Source organism: Pseudodesulfovibrio sp. 5S69 (assembly GCF_037094465.1).
Taxonomy (GTDB): domain Bacteria; phylum Desulfobacterota; class Desulfovibrionia; order Desulfovibrionales; family Desulfovibrionaceae; genus Pseudodesulfovibrio; species Pseudodesulfovibrio methanolicus.
Genome location: NZ_CP146609.1, coordinates 979,106 through 1,003,444, shown reverse-complemented (window position 1 = coordinate 1,003,444; position 24,339 = coordinate 979,106). Strand labels below are relative to the sequence as shown.

General features: G+C 65.0%; 19 protein-coding genes and 1 other RNA gene. 15 read left to right on the top strand and 5 right to left on the bottom strand.

Features of this window, described 5'->3' with window-relative positions; genetic code table 11:
- Positions 1-1,924 precede the first annotated feature (1,924 nt).
- The gene (locus tag V8V93_RS04730; RefSeq protein ID WP_338669211.1) at positions 1,925-2,134 is read left to right on the top strand and encodes a DUF4911 domain-containing protein; all 210 of its coding nucleotides are present in this window, start codon (positions 1,925-1,927) and stop codon (positions 2,132-2,134) included.
- Positions 2,135-2,273: 139 nt separating this feature from the next.
- Here the strand turns inward: V8V93_RS04730 and V8V93_RS04725 are convergent, their stop codons facing one another.
- The 3 genes from V8V93_RS04725 to V8V93_RS04715 are packed head-to-tail and all read right to left on the bottom strand — an operon-like array spanning position 2,274 to position 4,165.
- The gene (locus tag V8V93_RS04725) at positions 2,274-2,651 is read right to left on the bottom strand and encodes a PqqD family protein (RefSeq protein ID WP_338669210.1); all 378 of its coding nucleotides are present in this window, start codon (positions 2,649-2,651) and stop codon (positions 2,274-2,276) included.
- Positions 2,629-3,558: a hypothetical protein gene (locus tag V8V93_RS04720; RefSeq protein ID WP_338669209.1), complete on the bottom strand. Its 930-nt coding sequence runs from the start codon at positions 3,556-3,558 to the stop codon at positions 2,629-2,631. Before V8V93_RS04720 ends, V8V93_RS04725 begins: the two co-directional genes overlap by 23 nt.
- Before the next feature lies 1 nt (position 3,559).
- Positions 3,560-4,165, bottom strand: coding sequence for a hypothetical protein (locus V8V93_RS04715; protein WP_338669208.1), 606 nt, complete (start codon positions 4,163-4,165; stop codon positions 3,560-3,562).
- 111 nt (positions 4,166-4,276) lie between these two features.
- Between V8V93_RS04715 and V8V93_RS04710 the strand changes: the two genes are divergently transcribed.
- The 7 genes from V8V93_RS04710 to V8V93_RS04680 all read left to right on the top strand — a co-directional run bounded on the left by V8V93_RS04710 (position 4,277) and on the right by V8V93_RS04680 (position 17,129).
- Entirely contained in the window at positions 4,277-5,893 is a 1,617-nt protein-coding gene (locus tag V8V93_RS04710) for a PP2C family protein-serine/threonine phosphatase (protein ID WP_338669207.1), read from the top strand.
- 98 nt (positions 5,894-5,991) lie between these two features.
- Positions 5,992-6,651, top strand: coding sequence for an ABC transporter permease (locus tag V8V93_RS04705; RefSeq protein ID WP_338669206.1), 660 nt, complete (start codon positions 5,992-5,994; stop codon positions 6,649-6,651).
- Positions 6,652-6,660: 9 nt separating this feature from the next.
- Positions 6,661-7,425 carry an ABC transporter ATP-binding protein gene (locus V8V93_RS04700; protein ID WP_338669205.1) on the top strand — a complete coding sequence of 255 codons (765 nt, stop codon included), beginning with the start codon at positions 6,661-6,663 and terminating at the stop codon, positions 7,423-7,425.
- Positions 7,426-7,427: 2 nt separating this feature from the next.
- Complete coding sequence (locus V8V93_RS04695) at positions 7,428-12,347, top strand: FtsX-like permease family protein (RefSeq protein ID WP_338669204.1); 4,920 nt, start codon at positions 7,428-7,430, stop codon at positions 12,345-12,347.
- On the top strand, positions 12,344-14,356 hold the full coding sequence (locus tag V8V93_RS04690) for a DUF6785 family protein (protein ID WP_338669203.1): 2,013 nt from the start codon (positions 12,344-12,346) through the stop codon (positions 14,354-14,356). Before V8V93_RS04695 ends, V8V93_RS04690 begins: the two co-directional genes overlap by 4 nt.
- A gap of 14 nt (positions 14,357-14,370) precedes the next feature.
- Positions 14,371-15,153, top strand: a complete 783-nt coding sequence (locus V8V93_RS04685; RefSeq protein ID WP_338669202.1) for a substrate-binding periplasmic protein — start codon at positions 14,371-14,373, stop codon at positions 15,151-15,153.
- 20 nt (positions 15,154-15,173) lie between these two features.
- On the top strand, positions 15,174-17,129 hold the full coding sequence (locus V8V93_RS04680; RefSeq protein WP_338669201.1) for a peptide transporter: 1,956 nt from the start codon (positions 15,174-15,176) through the stop codon (positions 17,127-17,129).
- A 33-nt stretch (positions 17,130-17,162) separates the two neighbouring features.
- Here the strand turns inward: V8V93_RS04680 and V8V93_RS04675 are convergent, their stop codons facing one another.
- Entirely contained in the window at positions 17,163-17,360 is a 198-nt protein-coding gene (locus V8V93_RS04675) for a hypothetical protein (RefSeq protein WP_338669200.1), read from the bottom strand.
- A gap of 361 nt (positions 17,361-17,721) precedes the next feature.
- Positions 17,722-18,357: a hypothetical protein gene (locus V8V93_RS04670; RefSeq protein WP_338669199.1), complete on the bottom strand. Its 636-nt coding sequence runs from the start codon at positions 18,355-18,357 to the stop codon at positions 17,722-17,724.
- A 221-nt stretch (positions 18,358-18,578) separates the two neighbouring features.
- On the opposite strand from V8V93_RS04670, the gene glmU reads away from it, so the two are divergent.
- From glmU to V8V93_RS04635, 7 genes are all read left to right on the top strand, one after another.
- Complete coding sequence (glmU, locus tag V8V93_RS04665; protein ID WP_338669198.1) at positions 18,579-19,955, top strand: bifunctional UDP-N-acetylglucosamine diphosphorylase/glucosamine-1-phosphate N-acetyltransferase GlmU; 1,377 nt, start codon at positions 18,579-18,581, stop codon at positions 19,953-19,955.
- Between the two features lie 77 nt (positions 19,956-20,032).
- Positions 20,033-20,209, top strand: coding sequence for a hypothetical protein (locus V8V93_RS04660; RefSeq protein WP_338669197.1), 177 nt, complete (start codon positions 20,033-20,035; stop codon positions 20,207-20,209).
- Positions 20,210-20,221: 12 nt separating this feature from the next.
- The gene (zapA, locus tag V8V93_RS04655) at positions 20,222-20,491 is read left to right on the top strand and encodes a cell division protein ZapA (RefSeq protein WP_338669196.1); all 270 of its coding nucleotides are present in this window, start codon (positions 20,222-20,224) and stop codon (positions 20,489-20,491) included.
- 26 nt (positions 20,492-20,517) lie between these two features.
- Positions 20,518-20,701: non-coding RNA, 6S RNA (gene ssrS, locus V8V93_RS04650), on the top strand.
- 187 nt (positions 20,702-20,888) lie between these two features.
- The gene (gene rny, locus V8V93_RS04645) at positions 20,889-22,445 is read left to right on the top strand and encodes a ribonuclease Y (RefSeq protein WP_338669195.1); all 1,557 of its coding nucleotides are present in this window, start codon (positions 20,889-20,891) and stop codon (positions 22,443-22,445) included.
- Positions 22,446-22,591: 146 nt separating this feature from the next.
- Positions 22,592-23,482 (top strand): CheR family methyltransferase, encoded by an 891-nt coding sequence (locus V8V93_RS04640; RefSeq protein WP_338669194.1) that lies wholly within the window; start codon positions 22,592-22,594, stop codon positions 23,480-23,482.
- 64 nt (positions 23,483-23,546) lie between these two features.
- A complete protein-coding gene (locus tag V8V93_RS04635) occupies positions 23,547-24,326 on the top strand; it encodes a TIGR00282 family metallophosphoesterase (RefSeq protein ID WP_338669193.1) in 780 nt (259 codons plus the stop codon).
- Positions 24,327-24,339: the final 13 nt, after the last annotated feature.

Below are 24,339 nucleotides of genomic sequence, written 5' to 3'. Positions count from 1 at the left end.
CCCTTGAAGAGAGCAACAAAGAAGGCCGCCCTTTGGGGCGGCCTTCTTTTTTGCGTGAACGGGGAAGAGGGGAAGAGAAAATGCGCGGTTGCACCGCTGAGAGCCGCTTTGCGGGCGGAGCCCGCTCGCTCCGGGACGCGCCTGCGACGCGGGAGAGCCGGTGAAGGGGTTGCACCCCTTCAACCTCCGAGAGCCGCTGTGCGGGGCTGAAGCCCCACACAATTCTCCCTGCCCTCCCGGCGGGGTCCGTTTTTTTGCTGGCCCAAAAAAATAGACGAAAAAAAGGGCCTTGGAGTGTTGGACGGCCGCCCGGAGATCGGGGGATAAGAAGCTGATCGATTCGGGTCGGCTCCCGATTCGAGGCTCGCTACGCTCGCTGCGAATCGAAGAGCCGCCGCCCCGAATCGTCAGCTTCTAACCCCCCGATCAAGGGCTCGTTTGGGTGCGGGGAAGAGGTGAGGCGGGACGCGGCAGGACGTGCCACGGCGCGGGGCGGGGCGGGGAGAGCCGCTGTCGGACGCGGGCGTCCGAATCGCTCCAGGGGTCGCCGTAAGGTGTTCCTTGGGCCTTTTGCCAGGCCGAATGCAGGAGGCCGATCCACTCTGCCGCAAAGCGCGGCTAACTCTCGACGCATAGCCTCTTCCGCCATCCCTTCGCAGCAAGCCACTCCCCACAGACGCAGGACAGCAATCGGAAGCGGACCCTAGAGCCCGTCCCCGGGGGCGAAGCGCAGGCCGGATCGCGTCTGCGCAGCAGACCTTCGATCCGGCCAGCGAAAGCCGCCTACGGGCTCTTGGGTCCGCTTCCGCGCGTTCGCACCGCAGCGCAGTTTTTGCTTCCTTTTTTCTGCGCCAGCAAAAAAGGAAGTCGCCGTAAAGGCGAAATCATTAAGTAAGGAGAACAGCCAAAAGCCCGGACGCGAATGCGCGGCCACTCCCCCGAGCTCAACAAGGCCCGCCGCCAGGCGAACCGCCACAACCCCGACGCGGATGCGCGGCCAATGTATCGAGCACAACAAGCAACATCCAGGCGTACTACGTAAACCTGACCGCGAATGCGCGGACAACCCTCGGCACATGCCTTCTGACGCCAGGCTCTTCGCAGCAACCCACTCCCCACAGACGCAGAACAGCAATCGGAAGCGAACCCTAGAGCCCGTTCCCGGCGGCGAAGCGCAGGCCGGATCGCGTCTGCGAAGCAGACATCCATCCGGCCAGCGGAAGCCGCCTACGGGCTCTTGGGTCCGCTGCCGCGCGCCCGCACCACAGCGCAGTTTTTGCTTCCTTTTTTCTGCGCCAGCAAAAAAGGAAGTCGCCGTAAAGGCGAAATAAACAAGTAAGGTGGACAGCCAAAAGCCCCGACGCGGATGCGCGGCCAATGTATCGAGCACAACAAGCCATATCCAGGCGTCCCACGCAAACCTTATCGCGAATGCGCGGGCAATTCTCGGTGCCCGACTTCTTACGTCGGACTTTTCGCAGCAAGCCACTCCCCACAGGCGCAGGACAGCAATCGGAAGCGGACCCTAGAGCCCGTCCCCGGCGGCGAAGCGCAGGCCGGATCGCGTCTGCACAGCAGACATCCATCCGGCCAGCGAAAGCCGCCTACGGGCTCTTGGGTCCGCTTCCGCGCGTTCGCACCGCAGCGCAGTTTTTGCTTCCTTTTTTCTGCGCCAGCAAAAAAGGAAGTCGCCGTAAAGGCGAAATCATTAAATAAGGCGGACAACCAAACGCCCGGACGCGAATGCGCGGCCATCCCCCCGAGCACAACAAGGCCCGCCGCCAGGCGATACGCACCCACCGCACAAAACCCATTTGCCTTTTCGTCGGGCGGAGGCTAGACAGCCTCCATGGCTTCCCCGTCTCGTCGAAGACCCCGGAAAAGAGTCTGCCCCCCTCCCCCGCAATGGTCCGAGCGGACCTACGTGCGCATCGCCCCGAGCGACATCGGGCTCTTCCGCTTCCTGCTGGAAGGCTACGACAACCTCGGCGTATTCACCGTGGTCAACAAGTTCAAGGGGATTCTCCTGCTCCGCTACAGCCCGCACCTGGCCCGCGAGGTCCGCATGTTCCTCAGGGCTGCGGCCACCGAGATGGCCGTGGAAATCCTGCCCGCTCCCCTGCAAGAGCCCTGATCCCGCCCCCTTCCCCAGTACGATAAAAGGCTCGGATGCAGTATCGCGCGGGGGGCCTTTCATTGCAGCGTGGATATCCTGCGTGAAAAGGAAAGGCCCGCGCGGAAAAGGTGCGGATGGCCCGCCATCGGCAGCCGCCCTATTTGAGCCCAATGATGCCGCGCTGGCCTATCGTCTTGATGAAGGCGGTCACCGCCAGCTCCGCCTCGCGGAGTTGGACCTCGTAGGTCTCGGCAAAGGCCTGGGCAATGCCGCGCACGGACCGCTCGCCGTCGATATGGCGCCAGACAAAGGTGCCCATCTCGTCGAGCTCCACGGTCTTGGTCATGGGCCTGCCGTCCCACAGGCCGACCTTGTCGGCCAACCTGCCGAACCACGGCTTGATGGCCAGTGGATAGGCCAGCCGGACCAACCCGTCGGGCAGCTCGGTGACCTCCACGGCCGCGTTGCGCACCGGGATCATGCGCAGGGCCTCGGCGCGGGATATGGTCGGCTCAGGCCGTTTCTTCCGGAACAAGGGTAAAGCTCCCGCAGATGTCGTTGAACGTGGCCTCGGCCAGGGAGACGGTGCCCTCGGCCGTGACCGCCAGCACGGCGTTGCCCGCGTCCGGAGTCCAGGCCCGGCCACAGGTCAGGATCTCCCGGCGCAGGACCTTGCGCAGCATGGAGGTCTTGGCCGCTCCCCGCCAGTCGACCCGGCCGGGGCCGTTGTCCACGGCCACGGTCTTGGGCGGCGCGTGGGCCAGCCGGTCCCGGCACCACGCCTCCAGCGTGGTCCCCTTGAGCAGGACCGAGGCCGGGGCGAAGCGCTCGAAGTCGAGACGGAGGCCCGGCCCCTTGCCCGTGTCCGCGCGTCCCCCGCGTTTGCCCGAGGCGGGCCGCCACCAGGCCACCCGGTAGTGGCCGGGCCGGAAAGAAAAGGTGTCCAGGACGAAATCGGCGGGCACCCGCGCGGCCAGACCGAACATGGCCCACGGCACGGTCTTGCCCCCGGAGAAGTCACGCAGGGTGGACAGGACCCCGGCGGCCGCGGGTTCGTCGTCCCCGGTACGGATGAAGAACTGGATCAGGCAGGCCAGGCCGGTGCCGGGGTGGTGCAGGGCCGCGCCCAGCCCCCGGTTTCCGTCAGACCGCCAGAGAAAACTCCTGGCGCGCAGGCCGGACTCGGCCAGCCGGTCCACGGCCTCGGCCCAGGCGGCCGGAATCTCGTCCGGGTCCGCCGCGCGTACCGCGGCGTTCTTGTTGCCCCTGGTCAGTTTCCGGAGATGCTTGTCAAAGGAGAAGCTCCCGCGGACACGGTTCCACTTGAGCTCGCAGACCGGCCCGAGGGAGTCCGCCAGGAGGAGCCCGTCGCGCTCGATGGCCGTGGGCTCCCAGCCGGAGGGCGCGGCCAGTCCGATCCCGTTCCAGGCGAAATCGGCCATGCTAGCGGGGCACGTAGGCGTCCAGGGAGCCGATCTTGGTCGTGCCCGTCTTGTCCATGGGGCCCTCGTGCTTGGCCTTGTAGCACTCGTATTCCTCGTTCATGTAGGTCTCCTGGGTCATCTTGATGGACACGCCGGGCCGGATTTCCTTGTCGCGGCTCCACATGAGCACCAGCGAGACGCGCCCGCCATTGCCGTCCTGAAAGCTCCACTCCCAGGCGATGACGTTCTTGAAAGCGTCGCCCAGGTACTTGTCCGGCTTGCCGAAATCCGCCTCGTAGCGGCTGTAGAGCCGATTGAAGAACCCCTGGTCGCGGTCGTTGAACTTGAGTTTGATGCGCACCAGGCGGCTGTTGCCCAGGCAGTTGCCGAAGGACAGGCTGCCGCCGCGCACGCCGGGCAGGTTCTCGGGCTTGAGCAGGGCCTCGGACAAAAACGGCGCGTCGGACACCGGAATGGCCTTTTCCCCGCGGCAATACGCCTTGTAATTCTCCACCGGGTCGCCCAGAGTGAACCCGGCCAGGGTGGTGGGAAACCCCTGGGCAGCCAGGGCGGGCGTCGCGAAGAGTGCCGCCAGGGCCAGGAACAGGAAACATGCTCTTCTCATTATCCATCGCCTTTGTTTGTATTAGGGCTTGTCCGCATTGTGTACAGCCCTTATGGTTAAACGAGATCATGGCGGTTGGCAAAGGAATAGGCGACAAACAGGGAAGGAAGGATGCAAACCGAACCGGTCATGCCCGCATGGCGGCCGTTCCTATACTACGCGCTGGCCGTGATCGGCGGTGCGGTCTATGGCGGCCAGGTCTGCCCGTTCATGGACCGGCTCCCGGCCTGGGAGCTCGGCCTGGTCCTGCTCGGCCCCCTGGCCCTGGCCTGGGGAGTGCGGCCCGGCTTGCAGCGCCGCCGGGTCGACCGGGCCCGTCCCCTGCGCCAGTCCCTGCGCCAGTTCCAGCTCGAACTGAGCCTGTTCGTCCTGGCCGGGCTGGGGGCAGCCGTGATCCTGCGCGTCCTCTACGGCTTCCCGCTGCTGCTGAGCGGGTCCAAGCTGGTGCTGGGCATCTTCACCGTGGGGCTCTTCGCCGGGCTGGACATGGCCCTGGCCCGCGAGCGGCTGGTCATCCGCCGCGCCCTGTCCGGGGACGCCTCCTACGTGCCGCCCAACCGGCTCATCACCATGACCCGCAAATTCTCGCTGGTGGCCATCCTCATCCTGCTCCTGAGCACGGCCATCATCCTGCTGGTCATCATCCGCGACCTCGGCTGGCTGGCCACCCAGGAACTGAACCTCGACACCCTGGGCATGCTCGGCCGCTCGGTCCTGGTGGAAATCCTCTTCGTCATGGGCTTTCTCATCCTCATGGTCGTTAACCTGGTGGTCTCCTATGCCAGGAACATGCGCATGATCTTCGACACCCAGACCGGGGTGCTCGAAAACGTCAGTCGAGGCGACCTGTCCCGGCGGGTGCCGGTGACCACCTCGGACGAACTCGGGGTCATCGCCGGGCACACCAATACCATGATCGCCGGCCTGCGCGAGGGCATGCACATGCGCGAGGGGCTGAAGATCGCCCATGAGGTCCAGCAGCATTTCCTGCCCAGGAAGGCCCCGGAGATGCCGGGGCTGGACATCGCGGGCGCGAGCCTGTTCTCGGACGAGACCGGCGGCGATTTCTTCGATTTCATCGAGTGCGACCCGGACGGCTGCGGCCGGCTGGCCGTGGCCGTGGGCGACGTCTCGGGCCACGGCATCGGCGCGGCCCTGCTCATGACCGCGGGCCGGGCCGTCATCCGCCAGAACGCGACCACGCCGGGCTCCACGGCCGGGAGCGTCCGCCGGACCAACCGGCACCTGAGCCGGGACATCGGCGACACGGGGCGGTTCATGACCCTGTTCCTCATGGTCATGGACCCGGCCGAGGAAAGGATCACCTGGGTCAACGCGGGCCAGCAGCCGCCCCAGTTCTACGACCCGGCCACGGACGCCTTCACCGAGCTCAAGGGCGAGGACATCCCGCTCGGGGTGGAGCCGGACTGGGACTACCACGAGCGGTCCATGGACATGCCCGGCCCGGGGCAGATCCTGTGCATCTGCACGGACGGCGTCTGGGAGGCGCACAACCCGGACGGGACCATGTTCGGCGTGGACCGCCTGCGCGGGCTCATCCGCGACAACCGGGACCGGAGCGCGCAGCAGATCCTGTCGGCCATCAGCGGACAGGTTGTCGAATTCGCCGGGACCGGCAGGCTTGAGGACGACCTGACCCTGGTGGTCGTCAAGGGCGTGGCGCGCCGACAGGTGCGACCCGGTGCCGCTTTTTCGACGAGCACGTGATAATTGCACACTGATTCCTGATTCCGCTTGTTTCCGAACGCCCTAGACTATATGATCAGAATGAACGAATCCAGCACGTTCGAACAGAAAGGAAGGCAATGAACAAACCGGAACGACTCATTTCGCTGCCGTTCTCGAAATCCCTTGAGATCAGCTACAAGAGCCTGAAGGTCCGTTTCTTCCGCTCCATGATCACGGTTTCCAGCCTGGTCCTGGCCGTTTCGTTCCTGAGCTTCGTCCTGGCCAACCTGGACATCGCCACGGGCATACTCCTGCACGGTGGCCGGGAGGCGGCCAGGGCGCTCTCCCAGGCGGGCTACGACGTGGACCTGGCCCAGGGCGCGGTGGCCATGTCGGCCAAGGAGCGCTGGATCGTCATCCTGTCCCTGCTGGTCTGCACCGTGGGCATCGTCAACGCCCAGCTCATGTCCGTGACCGAGCGGTTCTCCGAGATCGGGGTCATGAAGTGCCTGGGCGCCCTGGACTCCATGATCCTGCGTCTCTTCCTGCTGGAGGCTGCCATGCAGGGCTTGGCCGGGGCCTTTGCGGGCGCGATTCTGGGCTGCCTGTTTTCCCTGCTGACCGGGGCCGTGCGCTTCGGCTTCGCCGCCCTGGCAAACCTGCCGGCCGCCTCCCTGCTCGGCTCCATGGGGCTGGCCACCCTGGCGGGCTGCGGCCTGAGCCTCCTGGGCGTGCTCTATCCCGCATGGCTGGCGGCGCGCATGGATCCCATCAAGGCCATCCGGGCGGAACATTGAGGATAGTTTATGAGTGACGAAAAACGCACCATCGTCCGCGTCATCGGCGTAAGAAAGACCTTCACCATGGGCAAGGTCGAACTTGAGGCCCTCAAGGGCGTGGACCTCGAGATCTTCGCCGGGGAATACATCTCCATCATGGGGCCGTCGGGCTCGGGCAAGTCCACCCTGTTCAACATGATCGGCGGGCTGGACAAGCCCACCGAGGGCAAGGTCTTCATCGACGAGGTGGACATCTCCCAGTTGGACGCCTTCGAGCTGGCCTGGCTCCGCAACCGCAAGATCGGCTACATCTTCCAGACCTTCAATCTCATCCCGGTGATGACCGCGCTCGAAAACGTCACCCTGCCCATGACCTTCGCGGGCATGAACGCGGACGACGCCCAGGACAAGGGCATCGAGCTGCTCAAACTGGTCGGCCTGGGCGAGCGCTTCCAGCACAAGCCCCTGGAGCTGTCCGGCGGCCAACAGCAGCGCGTGGCAGTGGCCCGGTCGCTGGCCAACGACCCGGCCATCGTCCTGGCCGACGAACCCACCGGCAACCTGGACCTGTCCACGGGCGAGGAGATCATCGAACTGTTGCAGATGCTCTCCCAGGAGCGCGGGGTCACGGTCATCTCGGCGACCCACGACTACAAGATGCTCAACGTGTCCGACCGCGTGGTCTGGGTGCGCGACGGCCAGGTGGACCGCATCGAGAAGCGCGAGGAACTGGACATCTCCATCGGCGGCATCGGCGAAAAGCTGACCGGCCACAGGGAACCCGGAGCGTAGGCATGACCCGGCGCGGCCCGCATGTTTCAACCGCCCTCACGGCCCTTCTCCAGGCGCTCATCCTGGTCCTGGCGGCCTCCGGCCCGGCCCTGGCCGACGGTGCGGCGTTCCTGCGCGCCCTGAGCGCGCTGGGCGACCGTTCGCCGGGCAGCGCGGGCGTGGGCCGGGCCGCGGACATGGTCGAGGCCGAGTTCAAGCGGCTGTTCCCGGACGGGGCCGTGGGCCGCCAGTCCTTCCACCTGCCCGTGCAGGTCCAGGAGGGAGCGAGCCTGACCGTCCCGGCCACAGGGCACGTGGAGCCCCTGCGCCAACTGCGGGCCAACGCCCTGTCCCCCGGCGCCGTGGCCCCGCCCGGCATCGACGGGCCGCTGCTCTACGCGGGCAACGGGCGCGTGGCCGACTTCGACGGGCTGTCCGTCCAGGGGGCCGTCGTCCTCATGGACATGGACTCCGGCAAGAACTGGAACAACGCGGCCATGCTCGGCGCGCGCGCCCTGATCTTCGTGGGCGTGGGCGGCGACGGCGGACCAGACCCGAGGCCGCGCTTCAGCGACAAATTCGAGCTCACCCCGGTGGACTTCCCGATCTTCTGGATTTCCCGCGAGCGGGCGAAGGCCCTGTTCGGCGACGATTTCCGCGCCAAGGGGCCGCACGCCCTGGGCGCGGTCACCCTGACCTCCAAGGGCAAGTGGCGCAACGAGCGGCTGGAGAACGTCTACTGCCGCATCCCCGGCAGCGACCCGGAGCTGTCCAGCCAGACCGTGATCGTGGAGGCGTTCTACGACTCCACCGCCCTGGTGGAGGGCCAGTCGCCGGGGGCCGACGAGGGCGCGTCCATCGCCGCGCTCATGGACGTGGCCGAGAACCTGGCCGTCCACCGGCCCAAGCGCTCTGTGCTCTTCCTGGCCACGGCGGGCAAGTCCTCGGCACAGGCGGGCATGCGCGAATTCACCTGGGCCCTGGTGACCGATGGCACGGTCCTCAAGGCGCGGCGCAACGAGCTCAGGCGGCTGGTGGACGACACCGAGCGCACCCTGACCCTGCTCCGCTCGCCCGAGCCCCTTTCCCCGTCCAACCTGGCCGACCCGGCGGACGCGGCCCTGCTCAAGAAGGCGCTCAAGGCCGTGGTCCGCAACCGCGAGGACGACATTACCGGCGAGCTCATGCGCCTGCGCCTCCTGGCCGGGCCGCAGGACGGGGCCCGCGAGGACGGGCAGACCGCCGACCAGACGCGCATCCAGGCCCTGGCCGACGAGCGCATCCGCCTGAAGCGGCTGACCTGGATCAGCTCCACGGTGGACGACTATCCTCTGCCCCCCGAGGAGCGGGTCGCGCTCAGGCGGTTCTTCAAGCCCGCCGAGCGGCTGCGCTCGGCCGTACTCGCCGACGTCTCGGGCCAGCTCGGGGACATCGCCTCGGCCCGGGCCGTGCGCGACACCCTGGGCGAGACCTCCATCGCGGCCCACGTCTCGCTGTTCCTCTCCTCCCACGGCGACGGCCTGGGCGGGTTCGACCAGGGGTTCCTCATCGACCTCAAGCCCGACGTCAACAGGACCGGCTTCTTCCGGCCCCTGGACACCGTCATGAAGGGCGCGGTGGAGCGGCTGAAAAAGACCGACCAGGCCGTCGCGCACCTGTTCCGCGACACGCTCCGGCCCGGCAAGCGGGCTTGGCAGAGCTATCTGCCCGACCGGCCCGAGCTGGGCGGTGAGCCCATGGCCTTGGCCGGGCTGCCCGGCTTCACCCTGGCCACGGTCCACGACGTGCGCCCGACCTGGGGCACGCCCTACGACCGACCCGGCCGCGTGGACTTCGATTTCCTGGCCCGGCAGTCCCGGCTGGTCCGCGCCCTGGTCGGGGCCCTGGCCGACCAGCCCATCGCGGACGCGGGCAAACGGGACAAAAACCACTTCGTCACCCTGGAGGGCCGCGCCAACCTCCTGCGCAAGGGCGAGATCTTTCCGGACCGGCCCGGCACCGGCATGGTCGTCCTGGCCTTCCAGTGGCAGACCCGCAACTACGGCATGGTCGACACCCAGGGCGACTTCCGCATCCCCGGCCTGGCCAGCAAGAAGGTCAGCTACCACAAGGCCGTGATCGAGGCCTTCAAGTTCAACGACGAGACCGGCCTGGCCGACTGGGCCATCGACAAGCCCAAGACCGGCAAGGCCGCCTATCGCGTCAAGCTGTCCCGCGCCGTGCAGGCCACGGACCTGATCCTGTTCGCCTGCACCCAGACCACCCTGTTCGACATGTTCGACCCCCGGACTTTCAAGTACCTGTACCGGCCGACCCTCATCGACGGCCGCACCGAGGCCCCGCCCGTGAGCTACTGGTACAGCCGCATGGACACCCGCTCGTCCACCTTGGGCACCCTGTTCCTGGAGCCGGACACCCCGGTCAAGCTGACCCTGTCCGACACGGTCCTCGACAAGAAGGTCCTGCTGCTTAATGCGGACAAAGAGCACCCCAGCGGCCTGGGCTACGTCGCCCGCCGCTGGCCGGTCATCCCCCTGACCGAATTCCGGGCGGCCCGCGACATGTGGGCCCTGCTCGGCCCGCGCATCGACAACCTGGAAGAAAAGGGCATCGTCAACGACCGCATCCGGCTGCTGCGCCGGGAAGGCGACCGGGAACTGGCCGACGCCGTTCGCTACAAGGAGGCCAGGCAGTGGGACAAGTTCGTCGAGGCCTCCCGCGCCTCCCTGTCCAAGGCCAGCCGGGTCTACAACGACGTGGACAAGACCCAGCGCGACGTGCTCTTCGGAGTGCTCTTCTACGTGGCCCTGTTCGTGCCGTTCGCCTACTGCATGGAGCGCCTCTTCTTCTCGTTCGTGGACATCCGGAAACGGATCTCGGCCTTCCTCGGCTTCCTGGTCCTGATCATCGGGATCATCTACTTGGTCCACCCGGCCTTCCAACTGACCTATTCGCCGCTGGTGGTCATCCTCGCGTTCTTCATCCTGGCCCTGTCGCTATTGGTCTCAATGATCATCTTCTTCCGGTTCGAACGCGAGATGGTCGAGTTGCAGAAGCGCTCCTCCCACGTCAAGCTGACCGGGATCAGCCCCATGGCCGCCTTCGGCGCGGCCTTCGTGCTCGGCGTGGGCAACCTGAAACGGCGGCCCGTGCGCACCTTCCTGACCTTCGCCACGCTGGTCATCCTGACCTTCACGATCATGAACTTCACCACGGTCAAGTCCGTGCGCCAGGCCGGATGGGCCCGGTTCAACGACCACGCCTCCTATGACGGAGTCATGGTCAAATATCTGAACTGGCAGGACATTCCCATGGAAGCCTTGTCGGTCATGCGCAACGCCTTCGCCGGCACCGGGGTCGTGGCTCCGCGCGTCTGGTACGACACCGGGTTCACCTCCGACAAATCCCGCGCGCCGCTCATCCCGGTGGTCCGTGACGGCAAGGAGGCCCAGGGACGCGGGCTGATCGGCCTGTCCTGGCGCGAGCCGCAGGTCAGCGGGCTCGACCGCATCCTGGTCAAGGGCCGCTGGTTCAAAAAGGGCGAACGCCAGGTGATCATGCTGCCGCAGCGCATGGCCGACCGGATCGGGGCCGACCCGGACGACCCGAAGCGCAACAAGGTGGTCCTCTGGGGGCTGCCCCTGACCCTGGTGGGCGTGTTCAGCGACGAGGGGTTGCGCGACCACCCGGACCTCGACGGCGAGCCCATGACCCCCATCGTCTTCCCCAACCAGGCGGCCACCCAGCTCTCCGAAGTGGAGGCCGAGGCCATCGAGAACGGCGAGGACGTCATGGCCACCGAGTCCCGCTACCAGCACATCCCCGGCTTCGAGACCGTGATCGTCCCGGCCGAGGAGTTGCTGGCCCTGTCCGCCGGGCGGCTCAAGGGCATCGCCGTGCACCCCGACGCCGGGCACCGGGTGGGCGACGACCTGGGCGACCGCTTCGGCCTGCTCCTGTTCAAGGGCGGGCCGGAAGGGACCTCCCTCTATTTCGCCTCGGACGCGGTCAACTACTCGGGCGTGGCCAACATCCTGATCCCCCTGGCCATCTCCATCCTGATCGTGCTCAACACCATGATCGGCTCGGTCTACGAACGCCGGCCCGAGATCGCGGTCTACACCTCGGTGGGGCTGGCCCCGCCCCACGTGGCCTTCCTGTTCATCGCCGAGTCCCTGGCGTTTGCGGTCATTTCCGTGGTTGTCGGCTACGTCCTGGCCCAGACGTCCAGCGCCTTTCTGGCCGGGACGCCCCTGTGGGCGGGCATGACCGCCAACTACTCGTCCACCGCGGGCGTGGCCGCCATGGTCCTGGTCATCGGCGTGGTCCTGATCTCGGCCATCTACCCGGCCCGGGTGGCGGCCAACATCGCCATCCCGGACGTGAACAAGTCCTGGACCATGCCCAAGGCCGAGGGCGACCGCATGACCGTCATCCTGCCGTTCCTGATCAAGATGACCGAAATGACCTCCGCGGGGGGGTTCCTGCGCCAGTACTACCTGGCCCACCACGACGTGTCCCACGGGGCGTTCTGCACCGACGACATGCGCTGCAACTTCCTGGACCTGGGGATGGAGGAGGCGGCCACCGGCCTGGCCACCGGCGCCGGGCAGGACATTTCCCTGTCCGACGACCTGTGCTTCTCCCTGGACCTGCGCGTCTGGCTGGCCCCCTTCGACTTCGGCGTGCGCCAGAAGGTCAAGCTGGTCTTCTGCCCGTCGGACATCTACAAGGGATTCAGGCAGATCAAGGTGCTCATCGACCGCGAGGCGGGCGAGCTCAAGGCCTGGGAAAACCTCAACCGCAATTTCATCAACGACCTGCGCAAGCAGTTGCTCGCCTGGCGCTCCCTGGACGACGAGGCCGTGGCCTTCTACGCCGACGACCTGAACGCCGAACGGCAGCGGCAGGAGCGTGAGGAAGAAGAGGAGTTCAAGGCATGAACGGACGACTGAGGCTGCGCGCGCTGCTGACCGGGCTCGTCCTCGGCCTGGTCCTGTGCGTCTACACCCCGTACAACAACGCGGTCCTCGGCGGCGTGCCGCTGGGCGGGGGGCATTTCCCCCTGGCCCCGTTCTTCATCCTGGCCTGGCTGTTCCTCATCGACGCCGGGGTCGCGCGCCTGACCCGGCGGCCGCCCGTCCTCTCCGGGGTGGAGCTGCTGGTCGTCTGGCTGATGATGACCCTGTTCACGGCCATCGGCTACGCCGGGCTGAGCGAGACCTTTCTCGTCAACATCACCGCGCCCCAGCGCTACGCCAAGGACGCCTACCGCTGGACCGAAATCCTCGGCCCGCTGCTGCCCGACTCCTGGTTCCCGCATTCGGCCGAGGCCGTGCGCCAGCTCTTCCAGGGGCTCAAGGGCGGCCGGGACATGTCCGTGCTCCAGGTCCTCTCGGCCATCCCGTGGGGGGTCTGGCTGCCGCCGCTGATCGTCTGGTCCCTGTTCATCCTGGGCGCCTATTTCGTCATGGTCTGCCTGACCGCCCTGTTCGGCCGCCAGTGGGTGGTCAACGAGCGGGTCAACTTCCCCCTGCTGCGCGTGCCCCTGCTCATGGGCGAGGCCCTGGACCAGCGGAGGCTCTCCTCCTGGTGGACCGACCGCTTCCTGCTCACCGGGCTGGTCCTGGCCGGGGCCCTGCACCTCTTGAACGGCCTGCACTTCTACTACCCGTCCGTACCGCAGTTGCCGACCCTGATCCTGGCCGGGTCCTACTTCCCGAAGTTCGGGCTCTTCTCCGGGTTCTACAAGCTGAAACTCTATTTCATCCCGGCCTTCGTGGGCTTCGCCTTCCTGACCACCCGGCAGATATCCTTCTCCATGTGGTTCTTCCACCTGGCCGCCGGGCTGCTCTTCGGCCTGCTCTACGTGCTCGGCTGGCAGTTGCCCGAGGCCGCGCTCGGGACCACGCTGGGGCCCGACCTGGCCCGGCCCGAGGGCGCGCAGACCATCGGCGCCTACGCCGTGTTCTTCGTCTTCCTGATCTGGCTGGCCCGCCACCACCTCAAGGAGACCGTGACCTGCCTCATCCGGCCGGTCTGCAAAGGAACCGAGGCCATCAACCGCTCAAGACGCACCTCGCCCCCGGAGGAGTGGGGGCCGCCCGCCTGGCCGCTGATCGGCCTGGTCCTCGGCATGCTCTTCCTCGTCGTCTGGTGCCGCTGGTTCGGCCTGCCCTGGACCGGCGCGGTCCTGCTGCCCATCGCCTTCATGCTGGTCATGCTCGTCATCAGCCGCCTGGTCTGCCAGGGTGGCCTGCCCTACTTCACCCTGACCGCGGCCCCGTCCGACGGGATCATCGGACTGTTCGGCACGGGTGTGCTCGGCTCGGCGGGCGTGGCCGCCACTGCGGTCATGCAGAAGGTCCTGTTCCTGGACGTGCGCGAGGCCGTGGCCCCGACCCTGTTCCACGGGGCCAAGATCCGGGAGTCCGCGGCCCCGGACCGGCGCGGCCTGGTACTCGCCGCCATCGGCCTGACCCTGGTCCTGGCCCTGGCCGCGGCCTTTGCGACCATGCTCTACCTGGGGCATCGCTACGGCCTGCGCGAACTGCGCCTGGACTGGGCCACCCAGACCGTGTTGGCCAACTACGAGAACGCCCAGCGGCTGGTGGACCAGCCCGCCGGGCCCAACCAGTGGCTGATCACCTACGCGGGCTTCGGGGCCCTGGTCATGTTCGTGCTCATCTACTGCTACTACAAACTGCCTTGGTGGCCCCTGCACCCGCTGGGATACCTGGCGGCCTACTCGGCGGGCATGAAGATCCTGTGGTACCCGTTCTTCCTCGGTTGGCTGTGCAACCACCTGGTTTTGCACTACGGCGGCACCCGGCTCTACAACAAGGTCAGGTTCCTGTTCATCGGCCTGATCCTCGGCGATTTCCTCATGGGCGGCGCCTATGCCGTCATCGGCATGTTCTCCAACCAGGCGTACAGCGTTTTTCCCCTGTAGCGGCGGTGCCCTCCATGCGATCCATACTAAAAATACTCCCCCTCTCCCTCTGCCTGCTGCTCATCGAAAGCGCCGGCGGGCTGCCGTGCGCCGCCGCGGATGCGCAGAAGAAAACCGGCCTGGTCATGTTCATCGCCCACGCGGACGTGCCGCCCTACTACATCCGCGACCCGGAATCCGCGAAGAACGGCATCCTGATGGACGTGCTCCGGGCCGTGACCGAGCCGCTGGGCTATGCCGTGACCGCCTGGCGGCTGCCCGACAAGCGGGGCTGGGACATGCTCGAACACGGCGGGGTGGACGTCTACGCCTCGGCCCGGGAGTGGGTCGAAAATCCCGACCGATTCCTGTGGACCGACCCGTTCATGGCCAACGAGGACGTGCTCCTCTGCCTTGCGGGCAAGCCCCTGGCGTACGCCGGGCCCGAAACCCTCCGCGGCATGACCGTGGCGTGCATAAAGGGGTTCGTCTACCCCACCCTGGAGGACCACTTCGGACCGGGCGGGATCATCCGGATGGACGCCCCCTCGCCCGAGGCCATGCTCGAACTCCTGGCCCGCGGCCGGGCCGACGCCGTGCTGGTCAACCGTACGGAGATACAATGGATACTGCGCACGCGCCGCGACCTGGAGCCACACCGGTTCCGCCTGGGCGAGCCCCCCGTGGGCACGGCCCCCTTCCGTTTCGTCTTTCCCAGGAACCAGGGCTGGGAGCCCCTGGTCGCGCAATTCAACCGCCGTCTCGCCGCGATGAGAAGGGACGGCAGCCTCAAGGCCATACTCGACCGCTACAGATAGAGCCCGACGGAGCCTGACGCATGTACGACGACAAGGAACTGAAAGAATATCGCGACTTGATGCAGCCGCCGGAGAAGTTCGAGGAGGGCTTCGACTGGAAGACCATCGTGGGCGCCGTCTTCATCGGCTTCCTGATGATGCCCGGCTCCATGTACCTGCAACTGGTCATCGGCCAGGGCATCGGCCCGGCAGCCCGCTGGGTGACCATCATCCTGTTCGCCGAAATCGCCAAGCGCTCCTACACCCAGTTGAAGGAACAGGAAATCTTCCTGCTCTACTACATGGCGGGCGCGGCCCTGGCCTCGCCGTTCCAGGGGCTCTTGTGGAACCAGTACCTGGTCCAGTCCGACGCGGCGCGCATGCTCGGCCTGACCGAATTCATCCCCCACTGGGTGGCCCCGGCGCTCGGCTCGGGCTCCTACTTGGAGCGGACCTTCCTGCACCGCGACTGGCTGGTGCCGATCATGCTGCTCATCGGCGCGCAACTGGTCCAGCGCATCGACCACTTCGGCCTGGGCTACTCGCTGTACCGGATCACCTCGGACGTGGAGAAGCTGCCCTTCCCCATGGCCCCGGTGGGCGCCCTGGGCACCATGGCCCTGGCCGAGTCCACCGAGGACAAGAAGACCGGCTGGAAGTGGCGGGTCTTCTCCATCGGCGGGGTCATCGGGCTGGCCTTCGGCTTCTTCTACGTGCTCCTGCCCGCCCTGTCCGGGCTGCTCTTCACCGAGCCCATCCGGCTCATCCCCATCCCGTGGGTGGAGCTGACCCAATACACCGAGAACGCCCTGCCCGCCGTGGCCACGGGCATCCAGTTCGACCTCGGCCTGGTCTTCATCGGCATGGTCCTGCCCTTCTGGGCGGTCATCGGCGGCCTGCTCGGGCTGATCGTGACCATCATCGCCAACCCGATCCTCTACGCACACGGCATCCTGCACCGCTGGCATCCGGGCATGGCCACCGTGGAGACGGTCTTCGCCAACAACTTCGACTTCTACATGAGCTTCGGCATCGGGCTGGGCCTGGCCATCGGCGTGGTGGGCGTCTACTACGTGGTCAAATCCCTGAAAAGCTCCAACGGCGGCCTGGACTTCTCGGCCCTGTTCAACCCGCCCGAGGGGCGCGGAGACATCAACTTCTGGGTGTCCATCGGCATCTACGTCTTCTCGACCCTGTGCTACATCGCCTTCTGCCTGTGGCTGGTGCCGAGCTTCCCGTGGATCTTCTTCGTCCTCTACGGCTTCGTCTACACCCCGGTCATCTCGTACATCTCCGCGCGCATGGAGGGCGTGGCCGGGCAGTTCGTGGCCCTGCCCATGGTCCGCGAGTTCTCGTTCATCGCCGGGGCCAAGTTCTTCGGCTACCACGGGCTGGAAATCTGGTACGCGCCCATCCCGGTGCACAACTACGGCGAGGCCACGGTCCAGTTCCGCCAGATCGAGCTGACCGGCACCAGCCTGCGGGGCATCATCAAGGCCGAGATCCTGGTCTTCCCCATCGTCATGATCTCGAGCCTGCTCTTTTCCCAGTTCCTCTGGCAGCTCGCGCCCATTCCCTCGCCCGAATACCCGTTCGCCCAGGAACTGTGGCACCTCCAGGCCCTCAATTCCCTGCTGCTCCAGACCTCGACGCTGGACGGCAACTCCCTGTTTTACGAAGCCCTGTCCGGCCCGGTGGTCCTGTCCGGCCTGGGGCTCGGGCTGATCATGTACTCCGTGCTCAACGTGCTGGGGCTGCCCGTACTGCTGGTCTACGGCGTGGTCCGGGGGCTCGGCCAGTCCACGCCCCACGGCATGCTCCTGGAGGTCGTCGGCGCCCTGCTCGGCCGCTTCTACTTCCTGAAAAAGTACGGCACCCATTGGCGGCACTATGCCCCGGTGCTGCTGGCGGGCTTCTCCTGCGGCATGGGCCTGACCGGCATGTTCGCCATGGGCTGCACCCTGATCATGAAATCCCTGGGCCGCCTGGCCTACTAGAAGACCGGGGGAAGGGACGGGCTCCTGTCCGGGTCAGTGCTTGAGGAGCACGTCCCGGCACGGATCGGAGTTGAAGAGTTCCATAAGGTCGATATTCGGGAGCTTGATCTTCTCGCCGTCTATCTCCGTAAGCACAAGCCTGCCGAAGGCCTCCTGGTCTTCCAGATCAACGACCCTGTGGAACGTGAGCCGCCTGCCGCCGACTTCGGCGGTCACCAGGACGTAGGGCATGACTCCCTCCGGCCCCTTTTCCACCGTTATCTCACCCGGAACGGCATTGGGTACGATTCCGGCCAGCGACGCCAGGTAATATGACCTGGCCTCATCCAACGCATTCGCCCGGCAACGGGAATAGGCGATGCACGCATCCGAATTCCCTTCGAAGCCCAATGCGGTGCAGACCGCTATCGTCAACTTCAGGTCTCCTTCTCTGTTCGGCCCGTAAAAATACTCGTACTCGGCCAGACTCCGAGCCCCATGCACGGCTTGGATGAATCTCCCTACGTCCGCTCGTATCTCCCGCACGTCAAACGCACGGGCGTCCCCGAGGGCAAAAAAAAGGAGAGCCACGGCAAACAAGACCACCCTCGGATCATTTAACAAGCACTTTTTGTCCTTTAACATTTTCAAAAAATTCCTTTGCTTCACCGGTATCGGGTGCGGTCAGACCAATGCACCCCTTCGTCCCGGGAATATTGCCGTCAGGGTGGATGCCGAAATGCCCACGCCCCTTGGCGTCGAAATCCGGGGCAATCGGGACCCACCAGCAATTTCCCGCCTTGTCGCAAAACCCGGCATTTTCCTCACAACGTTCAAGAGAAACAAGATCGCCGACAACGGTATAAATCCCCTTGGGGAGAGCCCCCTTACCATGCGGTCCCGACACGCACGCAAAACACGGCCCGCCCTTGACGCACAGACTCTTACCATCAAAGACCCACTCTGTCTTCGGGTCCCTTATGTCGTGTCTTTTATACTCGCACCCGCAGTGGGGATGCGGTCGCTCCGGCTCTTCCAGGTATATCTCCAGAGCCATGGCCCGACATTTTTCGCAGGCGCCCGGAGCGGGGTGCACTGTCCAATAGGAATCGCCCTCGACATTACCCTGCGCTTTTTGATCCATCATGTACCTGTCGAGTCCTTCGCCGGTGGCCCTGGCCGACATGTGCTTGGGCATGCCGTAAACCAATTGATTTTCGCCGATGCGCCCCGTTCCGTGTTGTGCCATTGTCTTCTCCTTTCGACCGGTTGCCGGTCGGGTTGTTGGCGAAAAGTGTATCATGGGTTTTCGGCCGCCCCCCAGTTTGTCGGCGAATGACGGGGAAAAGCATCCCCCAGGTATAAAAAAACAACTTGACGCCATTTTGCAAACGGGTCTTGTTCTTTCCTTTGCGAGCGGGTAATTTATGCCCGGCATAACGGTACAAGGAACCCAATACGGAGAACAGAATGCCCGAGACCAAGACGACCGCCCTGGTGCTGGCCGCCGGCAAGGGAACGCGGATGCGTTCGCCCAAGGCCAAGGTATTGCAGACCCTGCTGAACGAACCCATGCTCTTTTACGTGTACGAGGCCCTCGCGCCCATCGTCCGGGACAACGTGCTGACCGTGGTCGGCCACGACGCCGACAACGTGGCCAAGGCCTTCCCGGCCATGGCCGACCGCTTCGTCACCCAGACCGAGCAGCTCGGCACGGGCCACGCCCTGCAGGTCGCCTGGCAGGCTGTGGAAAACTCCGGGGCCACCCATTGCCTGGTCATCAACGGCGACACCCCGCTGGTCACGGTGGAGGCCCTGGACCGGCTGATGGCCGCCCAGGGGTGCTGCGACCTGGCCTTCATGACCATCACCCCGCGCGATACCGCGGCCTTCGGCCGGGTCGTCCGCGACGCCGAGCGCCGGGTCAAGGCCATCGTCGAGGCCAAGGACTACGATTTTTCCCTGCACGGCCCGGTCACCGGCGAGGTCAACGCGGGCATCTACCTGCTCAAGGTCGCAACCATCGGTCCGCTGCTCGAAAAGCTGGAAAACACCAACAAGTCAGGTGAATACTATATCACCGACCTGGTGGAACTGGCCGTGAACCAGGGGCTGTCCGTGGACGGCGTCCAGGCGGGCAACGACATCTCGCTCATGGGCATCAACTCGCCGCGCGAGCTGATCACCGCCGAGACCACCCTGCGGGCACGGATTGTGGACGAGCTGATCGACGAAGGCGTGCTCATCCACAACCCCGGCACCGTGATCATCGGCCCTAGGGTCGTGGTCGAGCCAGGGGCCGAGATCTTCGGCCACTGCGAGCTCTACGGCGCGTCCAGGGTGGCCGCCGGAGCGCGGCTCGGCTCCTACAACCACATCACCGATGCGACCTTCGCCCCCGGCTGCGTGGTCCGCGAATTCAACCACATCGAGGGGGCCGAGATCGGCGAAGGCGTGACCGTGGGCCCCTATTCCCGGCTGCGGCCCGGGGCAAAGCTCGAACGGGACGCGCGCATCGGCAACTTCGTGGAGATGAAGAAGGCCGTCCTGGGCGAGGGGGCCAAGGCCAGCCACCTGACCTACCTGGGCGATACCGTGGTCGGCGCCGGGGCCAACATCGGGGCAGGGACCATCACCTGCAACTACGACGGGAAAAACAAATTCACGACCAGGATCGGCGCGGGCGCGTTCATCGGCTCGAACACCGCCCTGGTCGCCCCGGTAAACGTGGGCGACAACGCCCTGATCGGGGCGGGATCCACCATCACCAAGGACGTGCCGGACAACCAGACCGGTATCGCCAGAGGCAAGCAGGTCAACCTGAAACGGAGCCTGAAGAAAAACTAGGGATACGGTGGAAAACCCTTTGAATAACTGTGGAAAGAAATCTTGCCTTGGACCCGAAAAAAGCATAGATAAAAGATATGGAATTAGTTGCCAAGCTTGAAGAGCGTTTCAACGGATTATTGAATAAAATTGCGGAACTGAAAGAAGAAAATCAGCGCTTGAAGGGGGAGGCCGAGGCCGAGAGACGTCTGCGTACCGAGATCGAATCGCGTATCGACACCCTGCTCGAAAAGATTGAAAACGAGCTGGAATGATAGTGGGTTACGATGCCTCGCTACACGCTGACCCTGATGGGACTCGAGATATCCTTCAAGACGGATGCGGACAACGTCCGCATCGAAGCCGCGCAGGCGTTTATCGAGAACAAGCACAAGGAGCTTGTTTCCGGAGCCGGTGACATCAGCAAGGAAAAGCTGCTCACCTATCTGCTCCTGAGTCTGGCGGACGATTATCTGGTCGCCGAGGATAAGCTGAAGCGACTGGAAGGGAAGATCGGAGAGATTTTGGAAAAGACCTCAACGGACCCGGACCGATAGCTGGGCGGGGCCGAGGTCGGCAAGGAATTACCCTGGGGCGTGCGTGATTGCCCGGAGTGTTATTGAGCCAATGCTCTGAAAAAGGGCGACGACTCCAGTGTGCTGGTGAGCAGGCCCGGTCCGGCCGGGAAGCCTGAAGGCACGCGAGTCATGCCCACCTGGACATGCCAGGTTCAAAACATACAGGCAACACGGCTTCCCGGGGATTTAAAACTCCGCCTGACCGGCAAGGCCGGCGTTTTCAGGCGGCGATATACACCCTACAGCCATATCCGAAACCACCCTCCTCTCTTCTCTTCAGAGCAGAGTGCGTCTTTGTTGCGTGCTCTTCAACGCGGCACGGCGGAAACAGGCCGCCTGTTCAATAGCCTGTTAACATAAATTAAGGAGCAACCTCATGTTACCCGAAATCGCCATGGTCGGCGGTGGATTGATCATCGGCCTCGGAGCCGGGATCATTCTCTTCAAATACATCTCTGACAAAAAGGTCTCCGACTCCAAGGGACTTGCGGAACGCATCGTGGAGGAAGCCCGCAAGGAAAGCGAAGCCCTGAAAAAGGAGTCGCGTCTCCAGGCGCAGGATGAGATTTTCAACCAGAAAAAGGAGCTGGAGCGGGAGTTCAAGGACCGCGAGAGCCAGCTCAAGAACGAGGAAAGGCGCCTCCACTCCAAGGAGGAGCGCCTCGACGCCAAACGGGAGAAGGTCGCGGACAAGGAAGCCCAGGTGGTGGAGCTGGAAAAGCAGCTCATCAAGCAGGAGAAGCACCTGAGCGAGCTGGAGGAGGACCTGACCCAGAAGTCCGACGAGCACGAGCGCAAGCTCCAGGAGATCTCCGGCCTGACCGTGGAGGAGGCCAGGGAGAACCTGCTCAAGGAGATCGAGTCCCGGACCCGGCACGAAGCCGCCAAGATGATCCGCAACATCGAGATGGAGGCCAAGGAAAACGCCTCCAAAAAGGCCAAGGAGGTCCTCTCCCTGGCCCTGCAGCGCTACGCAGGCGACTACGCGGGCGAGCAGACCGTGACCGCCGTGACCCTGCCCAGCGAGGACATGAAGGGCCGCATCATCGGCCGCGAGGGCCGCAACATCCGCGCCCTGGAGGCCGCCACCGGCGTGGACCTGATCATCGACGACACGCCCGAGACCGTGGTCCTGTCCGCCTTCAGTCCGCTCAAGCGCGAGGTCGCCAAGCAGGCGCTCGAGCGCCTCATCCACGACGGCCGCATCCACCCCGCCCGCATTGAGGAGATCGTCCGCAAGGTCGAGGGCGAGATGGACACCAAATTGAAGGAGATCGGCGAGCAGGCCACCTTCGACGTGGGCGTGCACGGCATCCACCCCGAACTGATCAACCTGCTCGGCCGCCTGCACTACCGCACCAGCTTCTCCCAGAACGTGCTCCAGCATTCCATGGAGGTCGCCTTCCTGTGCGGCGTCATGGCCGCGGAGCTCGGCCTGAACGAGAAGGAGGCCAAACGTGCGGGCCTGCTGCACGACATCGGCAAGGCCGTGGACCACGAGATCGAAGGCCCCCACGCCATCATCGGCGCGGACCTGGCCAAGAAGCACGGCGAATCCAAGGAGATCATCCACTCCATCGCCGCCCACCACGAGGACACCCCGCCCATGACCATCCTGGCCAACCTGGTCCAGGCCGCCGACTCCCTGTCCGGCGCCCGGCCCGGCGCGCGCAAGGAGCTGCTCGAAAACTACGTCAAGCGTCTCGAGGAGCTGGAGGGGCTGGCCACCGGCTTCGACGGCGTGCAAAAGGCCTACGCCATCCAGGCCGGACGCGAGATCCGCGTCATGGTCGACTCCGAGAAGGTCGGCGACGAGAACACCTACGTGCTCTGCAAGGACATCGCCGAGAAGATCGAGAACAACATGACCTACCCCGGCCAGATCCGGGTCACGGTCATCCGGGAAAAACGAGCCGTGGGCTACGCCAAATAAACGCATTCGACCGCGCACCCGGAGATCCCTCCGGGTGCGCTTTTCTCCTTCTCGACCACGTATCCAAAAAAAATCATGGCTCACGACAATGATGATCCTATATGGTGACGTCACTGCACCCGGCAGCAAATGGAGCCCTGACAGAAATGAGCCGCAGCACAGACCCGTCAACCGAACAGCTCAAGCAGGCCATGGACAAGTCCATGAACCTCGTGCGCTCCGAGATGGGCGACGCGGAATTCAAGCGGTTCAGCGACCTGATCCAGACCGAACTCGGCATCAAGATGCCGCCCTCCAAGAAAGTCCTGCTCCAGTCCCGGTTCCAGAAGCGGTTACGCGCCTTGGGCATGTCCGGCTACAAGGAGTATTGCGACTACGTCTTCTCGGAGGCGGGGCGCGAACAGGAGCGCATGCACCTGATCGACGTGGTCACCACCAACACCACCCACTTTTTCCGGGAGCCCAAGCACTGGGACATCATGAACAACATCGTCCTGCCCGAGCTGTGGAGCCGGGGCGTGGGCCGGTCATCGGCCCTGCGCATCTGGTCGGCGGGCTGTTCCAGCGGCGAGGAACCCTACACCCTCGGCATGGTGCTCCACGAGTGGGGGGCGTCGCGCCAGGGCTTCGATTTCACCATCCTGGCCACGGACATCTCCCAGAAAATCCTGGCCGAGGCCAAGCGGGCCGTCTACTCCATGGACAAGGTCGAGGACGTACCCATGCAGTACAAGAAAAAGTACATGCTCAAGTCCAAGGACAAGCAACTGGTCAAGATGGACGCCTGCCTGCGCAACAAGGTTTCGTTCCAGCGCCTCAACTTCATGGAGGACTTCCGCCTGCAGAACAGCCAGAACATCATCTTCTGCCGCAACGTGGTCATCTACTTCGACCGCTCCACCCAGGAAGTGCTCTTCAACAAGTTCTGCAACAATCTGCAACCCGGCGGCTATCTCTTCATCGGCCACTCGGAGAGCCTGTCCGGCATGACCCTGCCCATCCGGCAAGTGGCCCCCACGGTCTTCCAGCGACTCTGACCGTTTCGCCCGCCGTCTCGCCGGTCCCGGCCGGCAAACCCTTCGCACCAGCCCAAGGAGCGTCATGCGCATTCTTTTTCTCGGCGACATCGTAGGCCTGCCCGGCCGCAAGGCCGTCCTGCACAACCTCGCCCGCATCCGGGACGAGGAGTCCCTCGACCTCATCTTCGCCAACGGCGAGAACGCCAGCGGCGGATACGGCCTCAAGCAGAAGCACGCCCGCGAGCTGCTCAAGGCGGGCCTGGACGGCATCACCGGCGGCAATCACATCTGGAAGTACAAGGACCTCTACGCCATGCTGGACGAAGACGGCCGCATCCTGCGCCCGCACAACTACCCGGAGCAACTGCCCGGCTCGGGCGTGCGCGTCTTCCGCAAGGAGGGGCTGCCGCCGGTGGCGGTCATCAACCTCATCGGCCGGACCTTCATGCCGCCCATCGACTGCCCCTTCGCCGCGGTGGAGACCGTGCTCGACGCACTTCCGGCCGACATCCCGGTGTCCATCGTGGACTTCCACGCCGAGGCCACGGGCGAGAAGATCGCCATGGGCTACTTCCTCGAAGGCAAGGTCTCGACCGTGGTCGGCACCCACACCCACGTCCAGACCAACGACGCCAAGGTGCTCCCCGGCGGGACCGCCTACCTGACCGACCTGGGCATGTGCGGTGCCGCCGATTCCTGCCTCGGCATGAAACCGGAGATCATCCTGGACCGCTACCTCACCGGCCTGCCCCGGCAACTGGAGGCAGCCACCGGCCCGGGGGTTTTACAAGGCGCGATTTTTGACATAGATGAGAGCACCGGCAAGGCGGTATCCATGGCTACGTTCCAGCGGAACGGCTAGCCTGAACCACTGT

What these genes read in the sequence shown, in the direction of transcription:
- V8V93_RS04690 (WP_338669203.1), top strand. Translation starts at nt 12,344, where the DNA reads ATGAACGGACGACTGAGGCTGCGCGCGCTGCTGACCGGGCTCGTCCTC.
- V8V93_RS04680 (WP_338669201.1), top strand. Translation starts at nt 15,174, where the DNA reads ATGTACGACGACAAGGAACTGAAAGAATATCGCGACTTGATGCAGCCG.
- V8V93_RS04635 (WP_338669193.1), top strand. Translation starts at nt 23,547, where the DNA reads ATGCGCATTCTTTTTCTCGGCGACATCGTAGGCCTGCCCGGCCGCAAG.
- V8V93_RS04720 (WP_338669209.1), bottom strand. Translation starts at nt 3,558, where the DNA reads ATGGCCGATTTCGCCTGGAACGGGATCGGACTGGCCGCGCCCTCCGGC.
- V8V93_RS04670 (WP_338669199.1), bottom strand. Translation starts at nt 18,357, where the DNA reads ATGGCACAACACGGAACGGGGCGCATCGGCGAAAATCAATTGGTTTAC.
- V8V93_RS04710 (WP_338669207.1), top strand. Translation starts at nt 4,277, where the DNA reads ATGCAAACCGAACCGGTCATGCCCGCATGGCGGCCGTTCCTATACTAC.
- rny (WP_338669195.1), top strand. Translation starts at nt 20,889, where the DNA reads ATGTTACCCGAAATCGCCATGGTCGGCGGTGGATTGATCATCGGCCTC.
- V8V93_RS04700 (WP_338669205.1), top strand. Translation starts at nt 6,661, where the DNA reads ATGAGTGACGAAAAACGCACCATCGTCCGCGTCATCGGCGTAAGAAAG.
- glmU (WP_338669198.1), top strand. Translation starts at nt 18,579, where the DNA reads ATGCCCGAGACCAAGACGACCGCCCTGGTGCTGGCCGCCGGCAAGGGA.
- V8V93_RS04675 (WP_338669200.1), bottom strand. Translation starts at nt 17,360, where the DNA reads ATGCCCTACGTCCTGGTGACCGCCGAAGTCGGCGGCAGGCGGCTCACG.
- V8V93_RS04685 (WP_338669202.1), top strand. Translation starts at nt 14,371, where the DNA reads ATGCGATCCATACTAAAAATACTCCCCCTCTCCCTCTGCCTGCTGCTC.
- zapA (WP_338669196.1), top strand. Translation starts at nt 20,222, where the DNA reads ATGCCTCGCTACACGCTGACCCTGATGGGACTCGAGATATCCTTCAAG.
- V8V93_RS04660 (WP_338669197.1), top strand. Translation starts at nt 20,033, where the DNA reads ATGGAATTAGTTGCCAAGCTTGAAGAGCGTTTCAACGGATTATTGAAT.
- V8V93_RS04705 (WP_338669206.1), top strand. Translation starts at nt 5,992, where the DNA reads ATGAACAAACCGGAACGACTCATTTCGCTGCCGTTCTCGAAATCCCTT.
- V8V93_RS04640 (WP_338669194.1), top strand. Translation starts at nt 22,592, where the DNA reads ATGAGCCGCAGCACAGACCCGTCAACCGAACAGCTCAAGCAGGCCATG.
- V8V93_RS04695 (WP_338669204.1), top strand. Translation starts at nt 7,428, where the DNA reads ATGACCCGGCGCGGCCCGCATGTTTCAACCGCCCTCACGGCCCTTCTC.
- V8V93_RS04715 (WP_338669208.1), bottom strand. Translation starts at nt 4,165, where the DNA reads ATGAGAAGAGCATGTTTCCTGTTCCTGGCCCTGGCGGCACTCTTCGCG.